Raw genomic sequence first — 22,407 nt, forward strand, 5'->3', positions numbered from 1 at the left:
CCTGCTGTGAGCTAACATTTTAGCATTCAAGACACAATAAGAGATTTCAGGCATGTTTTTTACTCTGCTTTTATTATTCTTTCAGTAAATGATTCAGAATCGTTGTAAAAGTGTATCAGGTAAATACCATTGGGCAATGCACTAACATCTATCGTTTCGGTGAATGCAGAAATTTTGGTTTGCAAAATTGTTTTTCCGGTGATGTCGTTTATATTCACATGATACGTTTTGTCCGATTCCAGAACGAGTGTTGATTTAACAGGGTTTGGATAGAGTTTCAATTTTCGAAATGCCTCATCATTCGCCGATGTGGGGGCAGCCAAAACTTTTATAAGATTTGCTTTGACAACAGATATTGAGCCATAAGTGCCATTCACTCTTAGTGTTACGCTATATGTTCCCGGTGTTGTAAATGTAAAAGCTGGATGCTCCTCAGTACTGGTGCTTAAATTCCCAAATGTCCATAAATAACTGGTTGGAAAGAAGGTACTTTCATTAGTGAAGTTTACCGTCAATGGTGCGACACCTTCGGTTATATCCACAGAAAACACTGGTATCGGAATCCTTTTAATGGTGATGTAGCTGGTTTTGGTCTCAGTATGGGTGCCGGCAATGTTTGAAGCGGTTAACGTAACAGTATATGTGCCATCCTGAGTGTAATGATGTGTTGGGTTTTGATTGGTGCTGGTGTTGCCATCACCAAAGCTCCAGAGCCATTGAGTAGGTTCGTTATCCGATTTGTCGGTGAAATTCACAATTCTGTTTGATGCTGTTGTATCTGCTTTAAAATCAGCTATAGGGGTGCTCATTATGTTGGCTGAATGAAGCACAGTATAGGTTTTCGAAAGGTCATCAATGACAGTAAGTCTGATGGTATAAATCCCTTTCTCAGCAAAAGTATAAGTAGCATTTTGCGTATCGGCATCTTCATTTTCGTCGTTGTTAAAATCCCAACTCCAGGATGTGGCATTGGCCAAATGAAGCAAGCCTTCTGCATTTAAAACTTCATTTACAGGATGTGCTTTAGGTGCAAATATGTAAAGCGTTGGTTCAATATGTTCATAAGCGCCAATGTCCACATTCTTTCCCATTGCTCTTCTGTTTTGCGCAATATCCACCTCGGGAAACAGGTTGTTGGGTATCTCCTGAGTGCCCGCATCAATAAGAGGGGATTCGGCTTTTAATCTGAAATCTCCAATCTCTGCATCCACAAACATTGGATCTTCTTCAGTACAGTCAACGTATGCGGCAGCAGCCAAACTGCTTCCATTCATAATGCAACTGTTGTATATAAATGCATTTGACGCGTTTGTGATTTGTGTGTAAGTGGAGCTGCGTCGGTTGCCCCAAATGATTGAGTTGTATATTTTTACCAGCGTGTTGCTGGCTGCCACCGTCTTTAAATCAACACTTGGAAATCCAAATTCATTGTTAATGATGTTGCTGTTGATGATGGTTAAATTTCCACCAATTGTTATAATACCGCCACTGCTGCCAAAAGTGGTGTTGTTGCTTATAATGCAACCAATCAAATTAACATTTGACATCCTTGCGTAGATTGTACCGCCTTCAGTACCGTAATTGCTTCGGCTAATAGTACCGTTGTTTTTAAATATTGTATTTCTTATTGTTAATGTTGAGTTTGACACATATAAAGCGCCACCATCTAATCCGCTGCTGTTCCGAATTGTGCTATTTGAAATATCTACTCTGTTAAAGTTGTTAATTGTGAATGCGCCACCTGACCATAAGTTTTTCACACCTTCTACTTTACAATGGTCAAAAATTGAGGTGCTTGCTTCGGCATGCATGGAATCGAATATAATTCCCGACCAGGTGCCCTTTTTGCTCGAATTGTATAAGTTTATCTTTTCGATATTTGCCGCAGTAAAGGTAATTTGGTTTTCACTTGTACCTTTTGCAAATATGCTGCCCTTATCTGTAATTTTCAGATGGCTTTGGTTGTAGAATTTAATAGTTGTTCCGGGAGCTATTGTAAGTTTTGTATTGTTCAGGGTTATGTTGGTCAAAACGTTTATGTGGTTGCTCCAGTTTTCGGTTTCGCCAAAAGGGGTTTCATCATCCACAACCAAATGGTCATAAACAGTGATGTCAATTTGTTTATTCATGTTTTCACCTACTACAATTTTTCGGGGATAGATGAATTTACTCTCTGGTGCGTTGAGTGCGAGTTTGTCGTTATTTGAAATGTTGACTTGGTTAGCAACTATGGTATATTCGCCCTCACTGTTTGTGATGATACCCGGATAAAGTTCAAAATTTGTAACTGCTTCACCATGTTCATCAATTACTTTTCCTGTAACCTTTGAAATGATATCTGTTTGATATTCAATAGCGCCGATATCAATCCTATTTTGATTTATTCTGGGGTTTCCAAGGATGTCTGTTTTTGGTAATAAGTCTGCAACATATTCAAGATTACCAGCGTTTATGGCAACAGAGTTGGCAGCGAGTTGAAAATCAGTGCCACCTGGGTTTGAGAAAACTACACCTTGAATTATAAGGTTTTCCTGCGCATTTAACTCTCCAACAAATGCTTCTTCAATAAAGCTGTTGTATGCATTAATCAACTTGCCATATAATTGCTCTTTTCTATCGTTTGCAGTGTTTCCTGATATGATTGAATTATAAATGGTCACATAAGGTGTGTTTGATATACCACCACGTGCATAAATTGCACCTCCATTGCCTGCAGCTCTGTTATTGGTTATGTTGCAGTTTATAATGTTAACGGTTTTAAGATTACTTGCTTCTATGAAGATAGCTCCACCTGAGTTTACATAAGTACAGTAGTTGTTGTTTATTACGCAGTTAACAATGTTGATGCTCGAATGGTTTATGAAAATTGCTCCGCCGCCTGGAGGCGATGTGAAATTGTGTACGCTGTTACTATAAAAAGTGCAGTTGGTCAGCCCCAGTTTGTCGAATCTGGTAACAGAAAGCGCTCCTCCAAATTGGCTGTTTTGTACTTCTTTACTGTACTCAAACGTGCAGAAGCGGAACTTAGAAGAATCGGCTTCCGTACTCATGTTGTTGAACACAATTCTGTTCCAGCTACCAGCTGTACTTGAGCTAGTGAGGATGTATTTCTCTTTTTCTGCCGAGGTGAAGATGATTGGTTCGTTAACTGTGCCAAGCGCGATGATTCGTCCTTTGCCGGATACGCGTATACCGTAGTGCCCTCGAAATTTTACAGTTGTATTGGGTGCAATTGTGAGCGACACATTGTTAAGCATTACCGTTCCAAAAACGTTAACTATTTCGGAATCCCATTCCACTTCGCTGTCTGGCGCATAATTTCCCTCAACCACTATGCCGTTATAAGCAGTGATGTGGGTGGTTTTTGTACTGTTTGCCAATATTATTTTCGGATAAAACTCAAAACCTTCAGGTGCGGCATTTAAAACCAACTCCTCATTCTCTGAAATTCCGTCTTTCCCTACCTCAATTCTATAATTTCCATTCTCGTCGGTGGTTATCTTATCGTGAAGCATGTAGTTGGCCAATAAGGTTCCATCTTCCAGTTTCACCACGCCCGAAATAACTGTTGGTACAAATAGCTCGTATGCACCCAAATCAATGGAACTGCCTGAAATTCGCTTATTACCTGCTAAATCAAACTCTGTTATGCCATCCACAGTGGACAGACCGGCATCAATGGCAGGTGTATTTTCTGTGAGCATGAAAAGGCTGTTCGCGGCATCTTGAAATGGTGATTGTGAAAGACCTATATTGTTGTTTGTGCCCACTCTTTCATCTCCTGGGTTTAAAGCATTGTAACTAAATGTGCCATCGTAAAACTTCAGGTTGCTGATTGTTCCGTTTGAGAAGTTGTTGTAAACAATGGAGTTGACGCATGAACTGCCCGTTTCAATAACTATACCGGCTCCATTCTCAGCGTCTGGTGTGCTGTTTTGGGTAATGGTGCAGTTTATGATTTGAGTATTGTTTGTTGCATAAATGCCGCCGCCATGATTGGCGCTGTTGCCTACAAAAAGGCAGTTTATAAAAACACCGCCAATGGATGTCACCGCACCTCCCGAGTTGGAATAGGCACTACCGGTAACCGAGTTGTTTATGAACTTACAATTTACATAAGTGCCCCCCATGGTTCGCAATGCCCCTCCTTGACCATCTCCGTTGCTTTCTGCCTTGTTGTTTAAAAAGGTGCAGTTTTCAACCCAAACGTTCTCTTTTGGTCCAGAACCAAAAACATACATTCCGCCGCCCATTGCCAGAGAACCTTCTTTTTTTCCATTCTGAATGGTGAGGTTTTTCAGTGTAACTTTCTTTGAACTGTCGTATGAAATGCTAAACACATTGTCTTTCGAATCGCCATCTATCACCACACCTTCTCCACCAAGTATTGTAAGCGATTTGTATGAGATGGTAAGCCGGCCTGCAAGGGTAATATGCTCTACATCAAAAACGATGGTGTCCCCATTTTTTGCATTATTAATATAGTATCGGAGCATGCCTTCCTCCGGAGAACTTAAGTCATCACCTGTGTGGGTTACTGTGTGTATTGTGGCTTTCACATTAACAATGAAGCTCAATAGAACAAGGGTAGCAAGTAGAAGTGTTTTCATAACGCAGTCAGGGATTTAATATAATATAGATGGTAAAACTAGAAATATTTCGTCATTTGGGGAGCCGAAAAGTGAGTTTTTCTGTATTATAATTTAATCCACCTTTATTTGAGCAACGTCTTAAGAAAAGAAAAGTGCGGCGTAATTATCTGTCTATGAGTATTGTGTGTAGTGATGTGTAAGGATGCTGTTTGGGGCAGATTGTATTTGTTAGTAGATATTATGAGCCTTAACGATAGTCTAGTAATTATTGAGATTAATATCTACTATTTTGCTTTATGCGCAAATTGTTATTTTTTAGACAGATAGGGTATTTGAGAAAGATGATTAGATTTAGCCTGTTTTCTGTTTAATCATATCTACTCGGTCTAAAACTCTTCAATGCTGATTTAAGCATTCATTTAAAAAATGTGTAAGATTTTCAGAGATTTTCATCTGAAAGTAATTTGAAGAATGAGCCTTTAATCGACTCTGATATAGGTATATAGGTTTTCCCAAAGACAATTCGATTTCGTTCAATAGTTTGAATATGGTTAATATTTACGATATATGAGCGATGGACTCTGAAAAATATTGATGCAGGTAGCTTCTCTTCAATACTTTTCATTGTAGTTTGAGTGATAATTGGTTGTTGATTATCTCCACAGTAAATCTTTATATAATCACCCATGCTCTCAATATAGATGATATTGCTTATTAAAATTCTGTTTAGCTTAGAATCTGATTTAACCATTATGGATTCTGGTTTGCTTGGTTCTAATGATGTACTTTTTAAACTAAACCAGTCGTGAGCTTTGTTGGCAGCCTTTAAAAATTCAGTGTAATCAAAAGGCTTTAAAAGATAATCTAATGCATTGGCTCTGAAGCCTTCAAGTGCATACTCTCCGTATGCTGTTGTGAAAATTATTCGAGGTTCTGACGTCAACGTTTTAGAAAGTTCAAGACCTGTGAGTCCGGGCATTTGGATGTCTAGAAACAGGAGTTCGATTTTCTGATCTTTTAATGTTTCTATCGCTTGAAAGGCATTGCTACATCGTGCAGCTAGCTCAAGAAATGGAGTCTTTTTAATATATGATTCGATAAGATCAAGAGCAAGTGGTTCGTCGTCAACAATGGCACATTTTATAGTTTGCATTACAGAATTTTAAAGGTTTACCAATAAGCTCACAGTGAAAATGTTATCCTTCTCATGGGTTTTGAATATGTAATTTTCATTATATATTAAATCCAAACGCTTTTGAAGATTCGCAATTCCAATACCTTTATGATATTTACTATTTGAAGGGTTGGTGGCAATTGTGTTGGTAATTAGTAGTTTTATGGTTTTGTGTTCTCCTGAAATTTTTATCGTTATGTAACTATTAATATCAGTTCCAACACCAAATTTGAAAGCATTCTCTATTAATGGAACAAACAACAAAGGCGCGATTCTTTCATCGGGATTCTTAACGTCACAATCCAAAGCTATTTTTACCAATGGAGTTGTGCGAAGTTGCATAATTGCGACATAATTTTTTATAAATTCCAATTCATTACTTACTGGCACTCTTTCGCTATTGGTTTCATATAGATGATATCGCATTAGTTTTCCCAGACCATGTACGGCATGTTGGGCTTTTTCAGGTGAAGGTTGAATTAGCGCATATATGTTATTAAGAGTATTGAAAAAGAAATGTGGGTTTAGCTGCATTTTCAGGTTGTTAAGTTCTGATCTTAAATGCTCCATTTCCAGTTTGCTGCGTTCATTTTCAATTTTTAACCACCGTTTGGTTGTATTTATTGCTACAGCAACAGAAATTGTTAGTATAAATGAGATGGCCATGCTGTTTATAAACCGCCCACGAGGAGGCCTGCCAGGCATCATTATTTCAGGTCTCATCTGGGGATCAAAAGATGGATTAAATAAGAGTGGTTTCAAAAGTTCAGATACCAAAATGCACAATGCAACCAGTCCAACATTAATTATGATAAATGTTGTGATTCGATGGTTAAAGAGCAGACGCTCAATTAGGAATAGGTAATTTAGATAGAAAAGAATAATGGATAATAACATAGTTACCCATAAATGAGGAAATATGAGTAGAGGTTCTTTAAACAAGCCATGTGAGAATATAAATGGCACCCCAAACCAAAAGAACCATACGATTATATGAATTAGTACATGTTTGAAAGGCAAGTTTTTCATGGAAGCAAGTTATTAAAAAGTCTATTCATATCTTAAGGCTTCAATCGGATCTAATGAAGCAGCCTTACGAGCAGGATACCAACCGAAGAATACCCCTATTATGGCGCAGACAAAAAATGACAAGATAATTGAACTTTGCGTTATAATCATTGGCCATCCTGCAATTTTTCCTAATATTAATGATGCCAAAATACCAGAAAAAATTCCAATCAAACCACCTCCAACACTTACAATTATCGCCTCCATTAAAAATTGTGTTAATATGTGGCGCTCTTTGCCTCCAACTGCCATTCTTAGGCCAATCTCGCGAGTTCTCTCAGTAACTGATACAAACATAATGTTCATAATTCCAATTCCGCCAACAAGCAATGAAATTCCGGCAATTGCGGCAAGCAGGAGTGTCATCATTTGATTCGTAGAGCCCATCATTGATAGCAACTCGTGTTGTGAGCGTATTTCAAATTTGTTCGTATTACCCGATACTAATTTCGGGTTTTTTCGAAGAGCGGTTTCTACTTCCTCAATTGCAAGTTGAGAGGACTCTTCGTTTATTGCAGACAAATATATATTTTGAATATGGTTAATTCCAAGGATTCGCTTTTGTACTGTTGTAAATGGTGCAATAATTACATCATCCTGATCTTGTCCAAAGGTATTAACTCCTTTTTCTTTAAGTATACCAATAACCGTAAATGGTATTTGATTGTATCTTATGATTTGACCAAGAGGTTGTTCTCCATTTTTAAAGAGATTGTTTATTACCGTTTTTCCAAGGATACAAACTTTTGCAGCTGAGTTTATATCATATTCAGAAAACAAACTTCCTTGTGATATGTCTAGCTTTCTAATGGTCAAATAGTCTGTTGACACACCTTGTATGGATGTAGGCCAATTATTTGCACCTGCGATTGCTTGTCCGTTCCCAGAAACGAGTGGGGATATGTGCGAGATATATCTGGAATTATTACGAATTGATATTGCATCGTTCCAGGTCAACTGCGGCATGTCTGAAGCTCCGAGTCTCGCCCCGCCTCTTTGTCCACCACCAGGAAAAACCATTATCATGTTAGCTCCCATTTCTGAAACTTGTTGTTCTATGCTTTGTTTAGAACCTTGTCCAATTGCAAGCATTGTAATAACGGATGCCACACCTATGATAATTCCCAACATGGTAAGAAAGGATCGTGTCTTATTGCGGGAAATGGCTTTTAGTGCCAGGATAATAAGAATTAAGTTGCGCATTTGTAATTAGTTATGGTGTAGGTTTGTGCGAATCTGATTGTATTTCCATTAAACTATGAAGCAGTCAGTGTATCACTCACGATAGCGCCATCTTTAAGGAGAATTATCCTCTTTGTTAAATTGGCCACTTCAGGTTCGTGGGTAACAAAAACAATTGTTTTTCCGGAATCATTCAATTGCTGAAAAAGTGATATTATTTCATGTGTGGTTTGTGTGTCAAGATTACCTGTAGCCTCATCAGCAAGGATGAGCACCGGATTGTTAACTAAAGCACGCGCTATGGCTACTCTCTGTTGTTGACCACCAGAAAGTTGAGACGGGGTGTGGTGTATTCGGCTCTCAAGGCCAACTGTTTGCAGCGCCTCAATTGCCAATTGCCGTCTTTCTTTTGGTTTAATGCTATTGTTGTATATCAGGGGTAGTTCTACATTCTCAACAGCTGATGTTCTGGGAAGTAGATTAAATGATTGAAATACAAAGCCTAATTTTGTGTTTCGTATTTCAGCTAACTGGTTTTTACTGAGTTGAGCAACAGGGGTTTTATCCAGAAAATATTGTCCAGTAGTTGGGTTGTCAAGACAACCCAATAAATTCAATAGGGTTGACTTCCCAGAGCCGCTGCTTCCCATGATAGAAACAAATTCACCCTTCTCAATTTGTAAAGATACGCCTCTTAGAGCTCTTACTACGCTGCTACCCATTATAAATTCCCGAGTTAAAGCAACGGTTTTAATTATACTTGATGTGTTATTCATAAAGTAACTATGGATTAATGGTGTAGGTTATTAACGCCTGCCTCCTGGGGGTGTTGGAACAAATGGACTGTTTAAATTCTCATTTTCTTTGATGCCAGATTCTGTATCTATCGAAAGAATGATTGAGTCATGTTTTTCGAGGCCATCTTTAACCTCAATGTTTACGCGATCAGTTATTCCGGTTTGAATAATTCTCTCTGAAATGCTATTGCCTGTAACAATCCAAATCTTTTTTTCGTTGTCGGCTAAGTCTTTAAGCTTTTTTCCGGGCGGCTGTTTATCTGTGATAATATAATTCTGATGGCTCAAGGTCATTATCTGATGGTGGTTGATATTTGTTGCTGATGTAGGTATGACCAGAATGTTAGAAGCTTCAGCAGTAATAATGGTTATTGTTGCAGTAAGGCCGGGTTTTAATTTTAAATCTGGATTTGGTGCATCAATTATTACTTTATATGTCACTACATTGCTTGTAACTGTTGGTATAAGTCTTATCTGGGTGATAACACCTTCAAAAGTTCGCCCTGGATATGCGTCTACTTTAAAATGCACTTTTTGTCCATGCTCTATCTGTCCAATGTCTGCTTCATCCACATCCGCTTCAACTTGCATTTGGGTTAAGTCACGCGCTATTGTAAATAACGTAGGAGTGTTAAAGCTTGCTGCAACTGTTTGTCCAGCTTCTATAGTCCTTTCAAGAACAACCCCATCAATTGGTGAATAAATGGTTGCATACGATAGGTCAACTTCGGCTTGTTCTACTTCAGATGTTAATCTCTCTACTTGAGATTTGGCGTTGTTAAGTTGATAAACAGCCAACTCATAATCAACATCACTAACCATTTCTTTTTCATAAAGTGATTTAGTTCGGTTGTAGTTTTGAGTTTGCCAGTCTAATTCGTTTTTTGCTGAGGATAGTCCGGCACGGGATTGTAATAGTCGTGCATTTAGTGTGCTTCTATCCAATTCTGCAAGCACCTGACCCTTTTTTACATAAGAGTTGAAATCCACGTAGATTTGATTTATTACCCCTGAAACTTGTGTGCCTACTTCTACTTTTTCTATTGGTTCAACAGTTCCAGTGGCTGTTACAGAATTTGTGATTGTAGCAATTGAAGGTGCCACAGTTGTAATACTTATGGACGCATGCTTGTTTTTACCTGATAGAAGAGCTGAAATGCCTACAATTAGAAGTAGCAACATGGCAATGAGTAGTAGTTTTATTTTTTTTGTCATTTCTTTAAAAGTTAAAGTGAAACAGGTATTCCCATATAGAAGTCAAGGATTTTCTTGAAAAGAATAGCAGTGTATTTGGACTGCATCAACTCGTTTCTGCCACTTAAATACTTGTTATGGATTTGTAAAAGTTCTATAGTGTTTATCATTCCCATGTTGTATTGTTCAGTAGCAAGTGTATAGCTTTCCCAAATGGCCTTGTCTTGAGCAATGGCAGAAATGTATCTTTGTTGTCCTGCTCTGGTGTCGTCATATACACGTTCAGCTATTTGCAAGAGTTGATTTCTGGTTTTATGTATCGTTAATTGTGATATTTGGTCGTTGATAATTGCTTTTGATACGGCTGTTTTGTTTTCATATCTGGAGAATATGGGGATTGTCATATTAAGGCCAATGCTTTGCGCAAAGTTGTTAGACATTTGGAGATTATAGGATGATGCATAATTGCTTTTATAGTTGCTGCCAGCAGACATGTTAAGAGTTAAATTCGGTAAATACCCTGAGCGGGCTTCTGCGACTGATATTTCTGAAATGCGCTTTTGTTGATTGGATATGTCCATTTCAGGCCTTGTTAATAGAATAAACTCGAATAAGACTTCGATAGGGGGGAGAGGTTCCATCTGATATAGTAAATTATCCGGAACCTCTATAGAAAAGTTAACCTCTACAGGAATTTCTAATATCTGTTTGAGTTCGGTAGTACGAAGGATTAAATTATTCTCAGCTTGAACTAGCATATATTCGTCAGAAGCATGCTGGGCATTCATGTCGGCCACATCCCGACGTGATAGGGAGCCTGCCTGATGCAGTAAAGTTGCCCTGTTAAATTGTTCCTGAGATAACAGAACTACATCTTTGTAGTACTCTACATTTTCAAAAGCATAAAGTATATTTAGATAGGCCTGCACTACTGCGAGGGTAATATCCTTTTCAGCCAGTGAGACATTTAGTAACGCTATTTCCTTACTTAGTTCACTCTTTTTTATGTTTTGAGTGATAGAACCTCCCTTGTATAGAACAACACCACTATTGATTGATGCGGAATTGCCAAAATTTGATTGCCAACCGGCAATGGTGTTATCAGTTTCAAATTTCTTCTCATTTTGTATTGAGCTGGATATTGAGCCTGATAGGTTTGGTAAACGACTGCCTTTGGCTTGTACTAAATCGGCTTCGGCAGATTGAACCTGTAGTTTTGATTGATTTACTTGAATGTTATTATCAATAGCGTAGTTGATACAATGTAAGCATTCGGCCTAGTACATATTGTCATCAAAGCTAAGCAGTCGTTTCTTTGAAGGCAAAAAATGAGGATGACACATACGACCTTCAAGCAACTCTATCAAGAGTATCAGGAATCCAGTTTAAGCGTACGAGACTTCTGCTCCAATCAGGCTTTATCCCCTTCTACTTTTTATTACTGGAGAAAGCAGTTGGGGAATACAGCGCAAGAAGCACCTGAGCGCTTTGTTCCACTGGTAATCGACTCGGCACCGACGCAAAAAACAAAACACAACAAGCACGTTGCGATAGCCACGAACAAAACCGATGGTTTAAGCATTTCACAGGCACCTGTTGAACTTGTCTTTCCCAACGGAACAAAGATGGTAATCCGCGAAAACATCGACCTGCGATTATTAAAAGCAATTGTTCACCTCTTTGATTAATGGCCGATGTTTCATTTGCATGGAAAACTCAAATACTTTCTATATCCTGCAGCCGTTGATATGCGCAAGAGTTTTTACACCCTCAGCGGTATCGTCACCTCATTAATGAAGCGTGAGGTACAAAGTGGCGAGGTCTTTATTTTCGTCAACAAGCGACTTACCACTATGAAGATACTGCACCTGGAGCATGGCGGTTTAGTAATCTATCACAAGAAGCTCGACAGTGGCGTTTTTAAGTTGCCCACCTTTGATGACAGCTTGCCTTCTGTTGCTATCGACTGGCAGGATTTAATGATGATAGTGAAAAATGTTACCCCCAGAAAACGACGTTTGAAACCGCGACAAAAAGAAGCACTTTTTCAGGATTATTAGCTTGTTAAAATTGGCTGCAAGCCTTGGTTTTACTACCTTTAAGCTCGTAATCAAACAGGGATAATGAGCGATTTATCAAGCGACAACGACAAGTTGGTTCAGGCGCTTCTTCAGGAAAGAGACGAACTCTTCCAGGAGCTTTCCCGGCTGCGAAAAATCGACAATGGTACCCTGGACACCCTCGAAGCCCAGAACCAAAAACTGAGCTCTGAAGTCGTTCAAAAGGATCAGGAAATTAAGAAGCTCACCGATCAACTGGCCTGGTTTCGCCACAAGTTTTTTAGCAAGTCCTCAGAGAAGTTCATAAAAGAAGACCCCAACCAAAGAAAGCTTGACTTTGATGGGATTGATGCTCTGCCCCAAGAGAAGATCGCTATTGAAAAAGCTGAAATGGAGTTGATCGAGTACGAGCGTCGTAAAGTTGTTCGGGAAAAGAAGAGCGCCGTTCGTCTTCCTTTGCCAGAGCATCTCAGACGCGAGATCGAAGTCATAGAGCCCGAAGACCTGCGAGCCAACTGGGTTCGTATTGGCATAGAAGCAACTGAAATCCTCGAGTTTAAGCCCGGAGAGCTGTATGTGCGTCGCATAGAGCGTCCCAAATACGCCGTTAAACCCATAGCCGCCCGGGCACAAGACCAATCCGAACAAGAAGAAGCACCTGCCGTACGTATCGCACCTATGCCTTTGCTGCCGTTGCCCCGCAGCAATGCCGGTGCTTCTTTGTTGGCAGAACTGTTGATGAACAAATATTTTTATCATTTGCCATTTCATCGGCAGATTGCTATGCTCAAAATGGTCGATGTTAAGCTGCCTGCATCAACGGTTAATGGTTGGTTCCAAGGAGGGAGTGATTTACTTCGTGCCCTTTATCTTCGTTTAAAGGATCTTGTTTTAGAATCGGACTACATTCAGGTAGATGAGAGCACCATACCGGTGGTAGACAATGAAAAACACAAAGCCACTAAAGCCTATCTATGGATGGTTCGTTCCGTTATGAACAACCTTGTATTCTTTCACTACGACAAAGGCTCCCGGGCCCAAAAGGTAGTCGTGGATCTCTTAAAGCATTTTCAGGGAGCCGTTCAAACTGACGGGTACCAGGCATACTCCATCTACGAGCAAAAGAAAGGTGTTTTGCTGCTTGGGTGCTGGGCACACGCACGCCGTAAATTCACCGAAAGCTTCCTGGAAGACAAAAACGGAGCAGAGTATGCTTTGGCACAAATTGCCAAATTGTACCAGGTGGAGCAAATGGCCAACGATGAATCCATGACGTACGAACAACGTTCAGAGCTGCGAAAAAGGTTGGCTTACCCAATCATGCGTGGATTTGAGAAATGGATTGTGGCTTATCACCCCAAAGCCATACCCGGTGGCCGCATGAGCAAGGCCTTGAGCTATACCTACAATCTCTTTGAGCGCTTATCTCGCTATCACTTGGATGGTCGATACCTTCCAGACAACAATTTGGCCGAAAATGCCATCCGTCCTTTGGCTGTGGGTCGAAAAGGATTTCTGTTTTGCGGCAACCACGAGTCGGCCGAAAATGCGGCCATTATGTATTCGTTGCTGGGCTGCTGCAAGGCCTGCGATGTGAACCCCAGAGAATGGTTAACGGATGTCTTTAGTAAGATTGCTTTGTACAACAACAATTATGAACTGGACTTAGCAGATCTTTTGCCACACAATTGGAAACTCTCAAACAAGTGTCAGAATTTTCCAAAGGATTCCAACTAAATCCAACTTATTCCAAAAGATTCTAATAGATTCCACTACACTTTAGAACACTTCACCACCCTAGGTCGGCCTTCCGGCTTAGGGATTTTTCTTACTTTTACAATACGTGGCAGACCGAATGCATACGATACAATCGTTTAGACTCCAGGAGTCGATCATGTTTTTCTGCCCATATGTGTTTGCGATGCTTATTGTTAATGCCAGAAGGGATAAATGCCATTTGATGGTTCTAATTGTCAGTATCATATTATGTGATTTTATGCGTCAAAGTTCATTATTGATTCTCTGGTACTGAAATATAATCGATAGGATAGAGGAAATTACCGACAGATTAAGTAGAATCAAGGATGTTTGTATTGGTTATGTGTGTAAATGAGAGGGTTTTAAGGTGTGTTATGTCTTAGTTCTGAAGTTGTAATAAAGTGTTAGTAACAAAGTGGTAGTTCACACTATTTTATCGAGTATTCAACTTACTTAATTGGCAAAGTAATTCCGGATGTTTGTTTTCTGAATCGAAGAATCAAAAAACAATATGTGGAGGAGTGTGCAAGTTTATATTGGCTCCAATGTTAGATTTGTTTATGCAATAAGATTTGCTTTTTTAAACTAATTCTATAATTTGTGTGGATTTTTGGAGCTTAATCTTGGCGTATTGGAATCTTGAAGTTAATCGTTCTGGTTGATTGCAATCCCTAATAATTATGTGTCAAATCAAAATTTAACTCCAAGTTGGACTAAGTCATCTAAATTGATGGTCGGCGTTTCTCCTTTTCTTATTCTGTTTTTTACTTGCTTAGCAATTCGGTGAGCATCCGTTTCGCTTGCAAATGGGCGATTCCCTTCAATAGCTGGAATAAATGGTTGGTTTATAAAGGTCTCTTTATCGCATAGGATTTTATAACCAAACCCATCATTAACGGCATAAGTTTCGATGGTAAGGCAGTCCGTTTTAGGAACTGCCTTACCATACAATAACCAAAGAAAGAAAAAAGCTAACAAGAATGTTAGAATATAAATACCTGCACTAGTCCTTTTCATTATACTCGTCATATGGAAGAAACTCATACATGTCATCAAATCTGTAACTGCTGCTTCGTCCTGTAGCAACAAACGCCCTGTTGTCGAATGAAAATGCAACAGCACCACTTCTGGCAGCACCTTCAAAGGAGGTCTTTTTCTCCCATAAGTCAGTTAGGGTGTTGTATTCCCATGTATTGGTATTTAACGATCCTCGTTCCCCGGTAGTAACATATCCAAGTGTATTGATGTTAAATGCTACACCATAAGAACGGGTTATGGTATAATCATCATCATAACTTTCGTCACTGGTATTGGTGATGTCTCTTTTCTGAGTCCAGGTAAAATCATCTCCATTAAGCATCCAAAAATCATATACCAATTGTTCATTGTTAACTCCACCAACTAGGTATGCATTGTTGTTTATAACAAAGACAGATGCCCCGAGTCTTTTCATTCCTGGAAATGGAATTTGCTCCCATGTGTCTGACTCTGGATTGTAACTATAGAAATCTTTAAGGTGATTTTTGTCGTAACCAGAGCCGACAATCCCGCGATTTGATATGGTAAACCCAACAGCTCCATACCTTGAGGACCCCGGAAAATTGCTTTTTTGACTCCATGAATTACTTTCAGGGTTGTATTCCCACAAGTCATTCAAATGGTTGTAACCATCATTTCCCGTACATATATATCCTTTTTCTCCAATAGAGAATCCAACGGCCGAATGGCGAGCTGTTGCCGGGAGACTCGCTTTTTGTACCCAATAATTCATTTTGGAGTCATACTCCCAAAGGTCTGTTAAACGGTCACGACCATCCCATCCTGTGCATAAATATCCTTTTTCGCCAATGGTAAATGCGGCGGCGTTTCCTCGGGCAGCACCGTCAAAATCAGACATGCGAACCCAGTTTCCTAATAGTTCATCATCATCGTCATCACTGCATCCGTAAGATATCAATGGAATAACAATGGTCGTCATTAATATTAATAACATCTGCTTCAATCTCATAACTGTTCTAAATTTTAAATTAAACAAATCTTCTCAGCAAATCTATTCTAAACGGGCGCATATAGAAAAGAAAGTCGATAAACGGGTGATATTAACCGATGAATATTATGAGGTAATCGCTGAGCCTTGCAAATACCGACACTTTTTTAGCGATGAATTATTCACATTCATCGGTAAAAACCTGAGAGTCGGCTATTATTTTTTTTTGAGGATGTGGATTTCAATTCTTTTGCAGTACTAAAACTCGTTACCGATTTAGTTGGTATGGGTAATCCTCTCCGGTTTCTGTTTTGTGCAATTGCATATTTTGTATTTATGGGGCTGTTTAGGATGTGAGATTTTGCATGTATAATAAAACGATTTCGTATGAAACAACTTTGGACATATGTAGTTTTAATTGTGATGGTATATTCCTGTAGTAATGAGGGGATGGAAATCGGTTCAAGCATGGTTGAGAGCAGTGCACGAACTGTACTAATAGATACTTGTACAGTAACGCTAACCACCGTGAAAATTGACTCCTTAATTACAAGTGGAAAGGGAGTTATCTATAATGGAAAAATTGATTCTGAACTTCGAGGTAAAGTAAGTTCTACATCTTTTGTATCCTTTCTAAGTCCTTCGTATACAGAGTATCGAAAAAATATGACAACGCCTCTAGTGTTTGACTCACTAGTGATGGAAATGAATTTTAATTCCAGTTTTTATGGCGACACCCTGAGCAGCCATAAATTGGATTTGCACCTCTTAAAGAAAGCATTGGAACTGCCCAGTTCCGATGCTTTTTATAATACATCTGTCGTTTCATATCTGGAGGATGTTTACGCAAGTATAAGTTTTACCCCTCGCCCAAGTAGGGGGGATGCTTTGAGAATTAAATTGTCAAATACTTTTGGAGAGGATTTGCTTTCAAAATTGGCAAACAATCTTGACGAAATCCAAACAGATGAAAAATTTCAAAATTATTTTACAGGATTTGCCTTCGTTTCCGATGAGAATAGTAAGGCAATTTTTGGGTATGATGTAAGCGAAAGCAGCACCATTATAAAGCTTTACTACCATTTTGTGGAGGTGGAAAAAAAGGAGTATGAAATAACTATTTCACCAAATACATCTACAAATTTCTTTTCTGTTAATCACAACCGCGAAAACTCCCCATTAGAAAATCTTCAAGATGGCTACCAGGGATTATCTTCCTCAAAAAGTGATAATATAACCTATTTATATGGCGCTTTAGGGTACTATGCCAGAATTGAATTTCCCTATCTACGCGACTTGCTTACAATTGGTCAAGCAGGGAATATTATCTCTGCCCAAATGTATATTTATCCTATTGAAAAGAGTTTTAATCAACAACATAAATTGCCCAGCCAGTTATACTTGTATATAGCGGATGATACAAATTCAAATGTTGATGCAATTACAAATTCCTATGGAACTGAATTGCAAACAGGGAATCTGGTTGATGATGATTTGTTTTCTGGGAATACGCATTATAGTTTTTCAATCACATCATTTTTACAAGAGCAGTTGCCTGCAATCGGCTTCAACAAGAAAAAGCTACATCTCACATTGCCAGAAAGTGAAATGAATCAATCTTTTAATAGTATGCTGTTTGGTGACAGACAACATCCAAATCAACGTATAAAAGTAAACATAATCTATAGTGTGTATGAATAGTTTAATTCAAATTTCGATAATATTATTGGTGTATGTTGTTTCTGCTAATACAGTGGCACAATCATTATCATCATCTCCTTATTCAATGTACGGAATTGGTCAATATGAGACAGCAGGTAATGGAAAGAATGCTTCGATGGGTGAAATCGGTATTGGGATGTTCTCTGACGAACAACTTAATTTGGTAAATCCTGCTAGTTTGGCTTCTCTTAAAAAGGAAACGTTTTATTTTGATATGGGAGTAACCTTGAAAAACTCGATTTATTACTCAGGAGGAAATACCGAAAGTGTTACAGAAGGAAATTTTAACAGAATGGCTATTGGATTTAAGCCTACAAATAGATTGGGGATTTCAATTGGTTTTTTGCCTGTAACATCTATTGGGTATAAAATAAAGACCCAGCAATATATAGAGGGAACTTCTCAAACAGAAAGCATATCTTTTAATGGTGGAGGAGGGATATCCAAATTTTTTGTTGGAGGAGGATGGCAGCTTTCGCCTGCAATTAGCTTAGGTGCTACAACTTCTCTACTGTTCGGTTCAATTAAAAATAGTGAACAACAAGCCATGATTACGGTTGCTGAATCATCTTATATGCGGGATTTCTATTTTGAAGGAGGTTTTCAGTTTAAAGAGCATTTCAATGATAATATGCCACTTACTTTTGGTTTAATATATGGTAGTGGTAAGAAATTATCAAAGGACAACGAACTAAAAGTTTATGGGTCTGATGGAGCTACAACAATACTTGAGGAGTCGCTGCCTACATCTTATGGATATTTACCTAAATATATAGGTATTGGGGTTTATAGTGGCTATGGTGAAAAATGGCAATTTGGTTCAGACTTTTTATTTCAGGATTGGAGTAGAAATATCAGTGGAGTATCTTCCATCTCATTTGTTGAAGTGAAAAAGCTAAATGCCGGAGTTCAATATGTCCCTAGTCCACGTAATGCTGCTAATATGTTTGAACAAATACGCTATCGAGCAGGTTTTTCAATTGAGAATTCTTATCTGAAAATCAGGGGTCAAAACCCTCTTATATATAACTTTACCGCGGGTTTTGGGGTTCCTCTTCGTGGTTCTTCTATGTTGAATTTGGCTGTAGCTTGGAAATATGATACTATGGCGAGCCGGAATAATAGTATACAAACTTCTTCTATTAACTTTACACTTGGAATATCTTTTTCTGAATCATGGTTTCTTAAGCGTCAGTTTGATTAAAACTTCCGAATTGGTTTTGAGTTATTTTGCTTATGAGGTTGAATTTATTTTTAAGTATTATGTCTTATTCGGCTCATAATGAGATTATTAAGCTTTTTTAAAGCTTACATTGTTTTTAACGCAGTTTTTTTTGTAAATAATAGGTTAAAAGCAATTGAGTTTTTACCTCTTACCTCTTACAGTTAATTATCTTATTTATTGCGATAATATATAGAGCATACGCAGAGGTTGATAATTGCATTGCAATTTTAATCTCTGCGTTTTTTGTGAAGTCATAGTAGATATACCCATATTGTTTAGAACAGTAAAATGCTTAATCGTGTTACTACACACAAAAAAAATAAACTGTAGTGTTTATTTTTTAACAGGCAGTTGTTTTTATTTTGGTACGATTTCTGAGATTTTCAGCCCCCTACTTTAGTTAGCTATATGTTTTTAAAATATAGATTATGAGACTTTTATGTGTATAGACAATCTTGATTCTCAATTTGATTTCTTCCATAACATTTCATTTTTTTTATTTAGAATGATTACAATCTTCTAATCCCTTGAAAATATTGACTCTTTTCGGGCTAAAACAACCATATCCTACTAAAATGTAGCTCTTTTTTACCCGAGTTACCTGAATGTCATAGTTTGCTTGTTTTTATTGATTTTAAATAGCCCTAAGTGCTTTATAATAAGCAATAATCAGGGCTTATCTAATACTCGTTTTACTGGCATGGTTTTTATCTATACCATAGTGAACCTATTGTTAATCTACACCTATTCACTATGGCCAACTACATTCTCACCGAACGACAAAAGCAGGTTGCCCGTTCCGGTTCCGATTCCGGAAAGATGGTATGCAACAAACCCAGCGTGGCCGGGAGTGTAAGCCAGCGGGCCTGTGTGTTTTGCGGTTCAAGGGTGGTTTTATACCCCATTGCCGATGCGCTCCATATTATTCATGGACCCATTGGCTGTGCCGCCTACACATGGGACATCCGCGGGGCCATGTCGTCGGGGCCGGAACTGCACCGCATGAGCTTTTCCACCGACCTCAGCGAAAAGGAGGTGGTGTTTGGCGGAGAGCCAAAACTTTATCAAGGACTTACCGAACTTATTGAAAAGTACAATCCCAAGGCTGCGTTTGTTTATTCCACCTGCATTGTGGGCATCATTGGCGACGATGTGGAGAAAATTTGCAAGCAGGTTGCTCAGGAGAAAAACATACCGGTACTGCCCGTTCAGGCGCCCGGCTTTCAGGGCTCTAAGAAGGATGGTTACAAGGTGGCTTGCGAGGCGCTTTTTAACCTGGTGGGAACGCTGGATTTGCCGGTTCCCAAATACAGCATCAATATTCTTGGCGATTTTAACCTGGCCGGCGAGCTTTGGATTCTGATGGATTACTACAAACGGATGGGTGTTCACATCAATGCCACCATTACGGGCGACGGACGCGTGGATGCCATACGCAACGCGCAAAATGCTGCCCTTAACGTGGTGCAGTGTTCCGGCTCCATGGCGCATTTGGCCCGCTTGATGAAGGAGAAGTACAACGTGCCGTTTATGCACGTCTCTTATTTTGGCATTGAAGATATGTCTGATGCATTGTATGAGGTGGCCAAATTCTTTAACAGCGATGAACTGATGGCAAAGGCTCGCGACATTGTACGCGAGGAGGTTGGGCGATTGATGCCGGCTTTGCAATGGTACCGCGAGCGTTTGGAAGGCAAGCGGGCTGCGGTTTATGTGGGTGGAGCGTTTAAAGCCATTTCACTTATCAAAGCGCTTCGCCTTATTGGGGTGAAAACCGTGATTGTGGGTTCGCAAACCGGGAATGCTGATGATTATGAGGTAATTAAAAAACTGAGCGACGAGGACACCATCATTGTGGACGACTCAAACCCGGTGGAGCTCTCCAACTTTGTGAAGGAGAAGCAGGCCGATGTATTTATTGGTGGCGTGAAGGAGCGACCCATCGCCCATAAAATAGGCATTGGCTTTTGCGACCATAACCACGAGCGCAAAGAAGCACTGGCAGGCTACGAGGGCATGATGAATTTTGCCAAAGAGATTTATGCCACCACCATGAGTCCCATCTGGAAATTTACCATGTAACAAACCAATAATCCTCAACATTCAACTCTAAACCTAAAACTAAACCTAAAACATAAAACCAACCCACACCCCCTAACTCCACCGGAGGCGGACACAGCCCTGACTAAAGGGGGAACCCATAACGCTCAAAACCCTCAACTCAAAACCCTCAACCCTAAATATAAAACATAAAACCTAAAATCTAAAAAAATGGCCACCATATCAAAACCAATATCATCAACTCGCAATGCCTGCAAACTTTGTGCGCCTCTTGGTGCCTCGCTGGTGTTTAAAGGGATTGAAGGATGTGTGCCGCTCATTCATGGTTCGCAGGGATGCAGCACATACATCCGCCGGTACATGATAAGCCATTACAAAGAGCCGGTGGATATTGCATCCACAAACTTTAGCGAGGAGGCTGCGGTTTTTGGTGGCGGACAAAATTTTGTGACGGGCATCAACAACATCATCAAGCAATACAATCCTGCCGTGATAGGCGTTGCATCAACCTGCCTGAGCGAAACCATTGGCGAAGACGTGGATGCACTGATACGTGATTATACAGGGCAGAACAAACATACGCCACTGTTTTTTAATGTCTCCACACCCAGCTATTGTGGCACGCACATGAATGGCTTTCATCAGGCTGCCATTGCCGCTGTGGCGCGGTTCGCAAAGTCGGGCAAAACCGGTAGCCATATCAATATTTTTCCGGGTTTTGTATCGCCGGCCGACATTCGCTATCTGAAAGAGCTCTGCATCGATTTTAAAATAACTGCAACCCTTTTTCCGGATTATTCTGAAACGCTCGACAATGTGCACACCAGAGAGTACCAATTGGTTCCTTCGGGTGGGACAACCATTGCTGAACTCGAAAAAACTGGCTCGGCATTGGCAACCATAGAATTTGGGACTGTTTTCAATAGGGGAGTGAAAAATTCGGTTGGCAATTCCATTGCGAGTGCCGGAGAATGGTTACTCGATAAAATGTCTGTGGCAAATAATCAGATTGGTTTTCCCATAGGCATTGATGCAAGTGATAAATTCTTTAACGTGCTGGCCGGTTTAACCCAAAGTCCGATGCCTGAGAAACACCAAAAGGAACGTGGACGCCTGATTGATGCCTATGTGGACGCTCACAAATATGTGTTTGGCAAACGTGCCGTGATATATGGCGAAGAGGATTTTGTGATTGCGCTGGCTGCTTTTCTCCACGAGATAGGTATGAAGCCGGTTTTGGTAGCCTCGGGTGCAGCAAGCGGCGTGTTAAAAAGCGCCCTCGATGAGATTGTTGGCCCCGGCAACGATATCTGCATTGCCGATGGTTCCGACTTTGCCACCATGCGTGAAATCATGCAGGAGCTCAAGCCGGACATCATGATTGGTAACAGCAAAGGCTACTACATTGCCCGGGAGATGAAAATACCTCTGGTTCGTGCTGGTTTTCCCATACACGACCGCTTTGGGGCATCGCGCATCCATCACATCGGTTACCGCGGCACCCAGGAATTGTTCGACCGCATTGTAAATGCCCTCATCGAATATAAACAGGAAAACAGCCCGGTAGGATATAAGTATATCTGATGA

Annotated in this window: 16 protein-coding genes; 7 read left to right on the forward strand and 9 right to left on the reverse strand. The window is 39.7% G+C overall.

Features of this window, described 5'->3' with window-relative positions; translation table 11 throughout:
- Positions 1-59: 59 nt before the first annotated feature.
- From ALKIM_RS19365 to ALKIM_RS18525, 7 genes are all read right to left on the reverse strand, one after another.
- On the reverse strand, positions 60-4,610 hold the full coding sequence (locus ALKIM_RS19365) for a PKD domain-containing protein (protein WP_052345554.1): 4,551 nt from the start codon (positions 4,608-4,610) through the stop codon (positions 60-62).
- Positions 4,611-5,031: 421 nt separating this feature from the next.
- Positions 5,032-5,745, reverse strand: coding sequence for a LytR/AlgR family response regulator transcription factor (locus ALKIM_RS0112860; RefSeq protein ID WP_026475005.1), 714 nt, complete (start codon positions 5,743-5,745; stop codon positions 5,032-5,034).
- Positions 5,746-5,754: 9 nt separating this feature from the next.
- Positions 5,755-6,795: a sensor histidine kinase gene (locus ALKIM_RS0112865; protein ID WP_026475006.1), complete on the reverse strand. Its 1,041-nt coding sequence runs from the start codon at positions 6,793-6,795 to the stop codon at positions 5,755-5,757.
- 21 nt (positions 6,796-6,816) lie between these two features.
- Positions 6,817-8,037, reverse strand: coding sequence for an ABC transporter permease (locus ALKIM_RS0112870; protein WP_026475007.1), 1,221 nt, complete (start codon positions 8,035-8,037; stop codon positions 6,817-6,819).
- A 53-nt stretch (positions 8,038-8,090) separates the two neighbouring features.
- A complete protein-coding gene (locus ALKIM_RS18520) occupies positions 8,091-8,792 on the reverse strand; it encodes an ABC transporter ATP-binding protein (RefSeq protein ID WP_044117937.1) in 702 nt (233 codons plus the stop codon).
- A gap of 30 nt (positions 8,793-8,822) precedes the next feature.
- Positions 8,823-10,028, reverse strand: a complete 1,206-nt coding sequence (locus ALKIM_RS0112880) for an efflux RND transporter periplasmic adaptor subunit (RefSeq protein WP_026475008.1) — start codon at positions 10,026-10,028, stop codon at positions 8,823-8,825.
- An 11-nt stretch (positions 10,029-10,039) separates the two neighbouring features.
- On the reverse strand, positions 10,040-11,266 hold the full coding sequence (locus tag ALKIM_RS18525) for a TolC family protein (protein ID WP_262480548.1): 1,227 nt from the start codon (positions 11,264-11,266) through the stop codon (positions 10,040-10,042).
- A 75-nt stretch (positions 11,267-11,341) separates the two neighbouring features.
- Between ALKIM_RS18525 and tnpA the strand changes: the two genes are divergently transcribed.
- The 3 genes from tnpA (at position 11,342) to tnpC (ending at position 13,804) form a co-directional block, all read left to right on the forward strand.
- On the forward strand, positions 11,342-11,695 hold the full coding sequence (gene tnpA, locus ALKIM_RS0112890) for an IS66 family insertion sequence element accessory protein TnpA (RefSeq protein ID WP_026473991.1): 354 nt from the start codon (positions 11,342-11,344) through the stop codon (positions 11,693-11,695).
- Between the two features lie 6 nt (positions 11,696-11,701).
- Positions 11,702-12,067 carry an IS66 family insertion sequence element accessory protein TnpB gene (gene tnpB / locus ALKIM_RS0112895; RefSeq protein ID WP_026473992.1) on the forward strand — a complete coding sequence of 122 codons (366 nt, stop codon included), beginning with the start codon at positions 11,702-11,704 and terminating at the stop codon, positions 12,065-12,067.
- Positions 12,068-12,130: 63 nt separating this feature from the next.
- The gene (gene tnpC, locus ALKIM_RS18530) at positions 12,131-13,804 is read left to right on the forward strand and encodes an IS66 family transposase (RefSeq protein WP_044117938.1); all 1,674 of its coding nucleotides are present in this window, start codon (positions 12,131-12,133) and stop codon (positions 13,802-13,804) included.
- 711 nt (positions 13,805-14,515) lie between these two features.
- On the opposite strand, the gene ALKIM_RS18535 is transcribed toward tnpC, so the two are convergent.
- Positions 14,516-14,842, reverse strand: coding sequence for a DUF4907 domain-containing protein (locus ALKIM_RS18535; RefSeq protein WP_052345556.1), 327 nt, complete (start codon positions 14,840-14,842; stop codon positions 14,516-14,518).
- Positions 14,829-15,833, reverse strand: a complete 1,005-nt coding sequence (locus ALKIM_RS0112910) for a Kelch repeat-containing protein (protein ID WP_026475009.1) — start codon at positions 15,831-15,833, stop codon at positions 14,829-14,831. Before ALKIM_RS0112910 ends, ALKIM_RS18535 begins: the two co-directional genes overlap by 14 nt.
- Positions 15,834-16,199: 366 nt before the next feature.
- On the opposite strand from ALKIM_RS0112910, the gene ALKIM_RS0112915 reads away from it, so the two are divergent.
- From ALKIM_RS0112915 to ALKIM_RS0112930, 4 genes are all read left to right on the forward strand, one after another.
- Positions 16,200-17,513: a DUF4270 family protein gene (locus ALKIM_RS0112915; RefSeq protein WP_084555886.1), complete on the forward strand. Its 1,314-nt coding sequence runs from the start codon at positions 16,200-16,202 to the stop codon at positions 17,511-17,513.
- A complete protein-coding gene (locus tag ALKIM_RS0112920; RefSeq protein ID WP_026475011.1) occupies positions 17,506-18,738 on the forward strand; it encodes a hypothetical protein in 1,233 nt (410 codons plus the stop codon). The genes ALKIM_RS0112915 and ALKIM_RS0112920 overlap by 8 nt, the downstream gene beginning before the upstream one ends.
- A 774-nt stretch (positions 18,739-19,512) precedes the next feature.
- Positions 19,513-20,841 (forward strand): nitrogenase iron-molybdenum cofactor biosynthesis protein NifE, encoded by a 1,329-nt coding sequence (gene nifE / locus ALKIM_RS0112925; RefSeq protein ID WP_026475012.1) that lies wholly within the window; start codon positions 19,513-19,515, stop codon positions 20,839-20,841.
- Between the two features lie 189 nt (positions 20,842-21,030).
- Positions 21,031-22,404, forward strand: a complete 1,374-nt coding sequence (locus tag ALKIM_RS0112930; RefSeq protein WP_026475013.1) for a nitrogenase component 1 — start codon at positions 21,031-21,033, stop codon at positions 22,402-22,404.
- Positions 22,405-22,407: the final 3 nt, after the last annotated feature.

The sequence above is a fragment of the Alkaliflexus imshenetskii DSM 15055 genome (assembly GCF_000517065.1).
In the GTDB taxonomy this organism is placed as follows: Bacteria; Bacteroidota; Bacteroidia; order Bacteroidales; family Marinilabiliaceae; genus Alkaliflexus; species Alkaliflexus imshenetskii.

Bases quoted from the DNA above. Each gene is read 5' to 3' on its own strand.
- ALKIM_RS19365 (WP_052345554.1), bottom strand. From the start codon at position 4,610: ATGAAAACACTTCTACTTGCTACCCTTGTTCTATTGAGCTTCATTGTT.
- ALKIM_RS0112860 (WP_026475005.1), bottom strand. From the start codon at position 5,745: ATGCAAACTATAAAATGTGCCATTGTTGACGACGAACCACTTGCTCTT.
- ALKIM_RS0112865 (WP_026475006.1), bottom strand. From the start codon at position 6,795: ATGAAAAACTTGCCTTTCAAACATGTACTAATTCATATAATCGTATGG.
- ALKIM_RS0112870 (WP_026475007.1), bottom strand. From the start codon at position 8,037: ATGCGCAACTTAATTCTTATTATCCTGGCACTAAAAGCCATTTCCCGC.
- ALKIM_RS18520 (WP_044117937.1), bottom strand. From the start codon at position 8,792: ATGAATAACACATCAAGTATAATTAAAACCGTTGCTTTAACTCGGGAA.
- ALKIM_RS0112880 (WP_026475008.1), bottom strand. From the start codon at position 10,028: ATGACAAAAAAAATAAAACTACTACTCATTGCCATGTTGCTACTTCTA.
- tnpA (WP_026473991.1), top strand. From the start codon at position 11,342: ATGACACATACGACCTTCAAGCAACTCTATCAAGAGTATCAGGAATCC.
- tnpB (WP_026473992.1), top strand. From the start codon at position 11,702: ATGTTTCATTTGCATGGAAAACTCAAATACTTTCTATATCCTGCAGCC.
- tnpC (WP_044117938.1), top strand. From the start codon at position 12,131: ATGAGCGATTTATCAAGCGACAACGACAAGTTGGTTCAGGCGCTTCTT.
- ALKIM_RS18535 (WP_052345556.1), bottom strand. From the start codon at position 14,842: ATGAAAAGGACTAGTGCAGGTATTTATATTCTAACATTCTTGTTAGCT.
- ALKIM_RS0112910 (WP_026475009.1), bottom strand. From the start codon at position 15,833: ATGAGATTGAAGCAGATGTTATTAATATTAATGACGACCATTGTTATT.
- ALKIM_RS0112915 (WP_084555886.1), top strand. From the start codon at position 16,200: ATGAAACAACTTTGGACATATGTAGTTTTAATTGTGATGGTATATTCC.
- ALKIM_RS0112920 (WP_026475011.1), top strand. From the start codon at position 17,506: ATGAATAGTTTAATTCAAATTTCGATAATATTATTGGTGTATGTTGTT.
- nifE (WP_026475012.1), top strand. From the start codon at position 19,513: ATGGCCAACTACATTCTCACCGAACGACAAAAGCAGGTTGCCCGTTCC.
- ALKIM_RS0112930 (WP_026475013.1), top strand. From the start codon at position 21,031: ATGGCCACCATATCAAAACCAATATCATCAACTCGCAATGCCTGCAAA.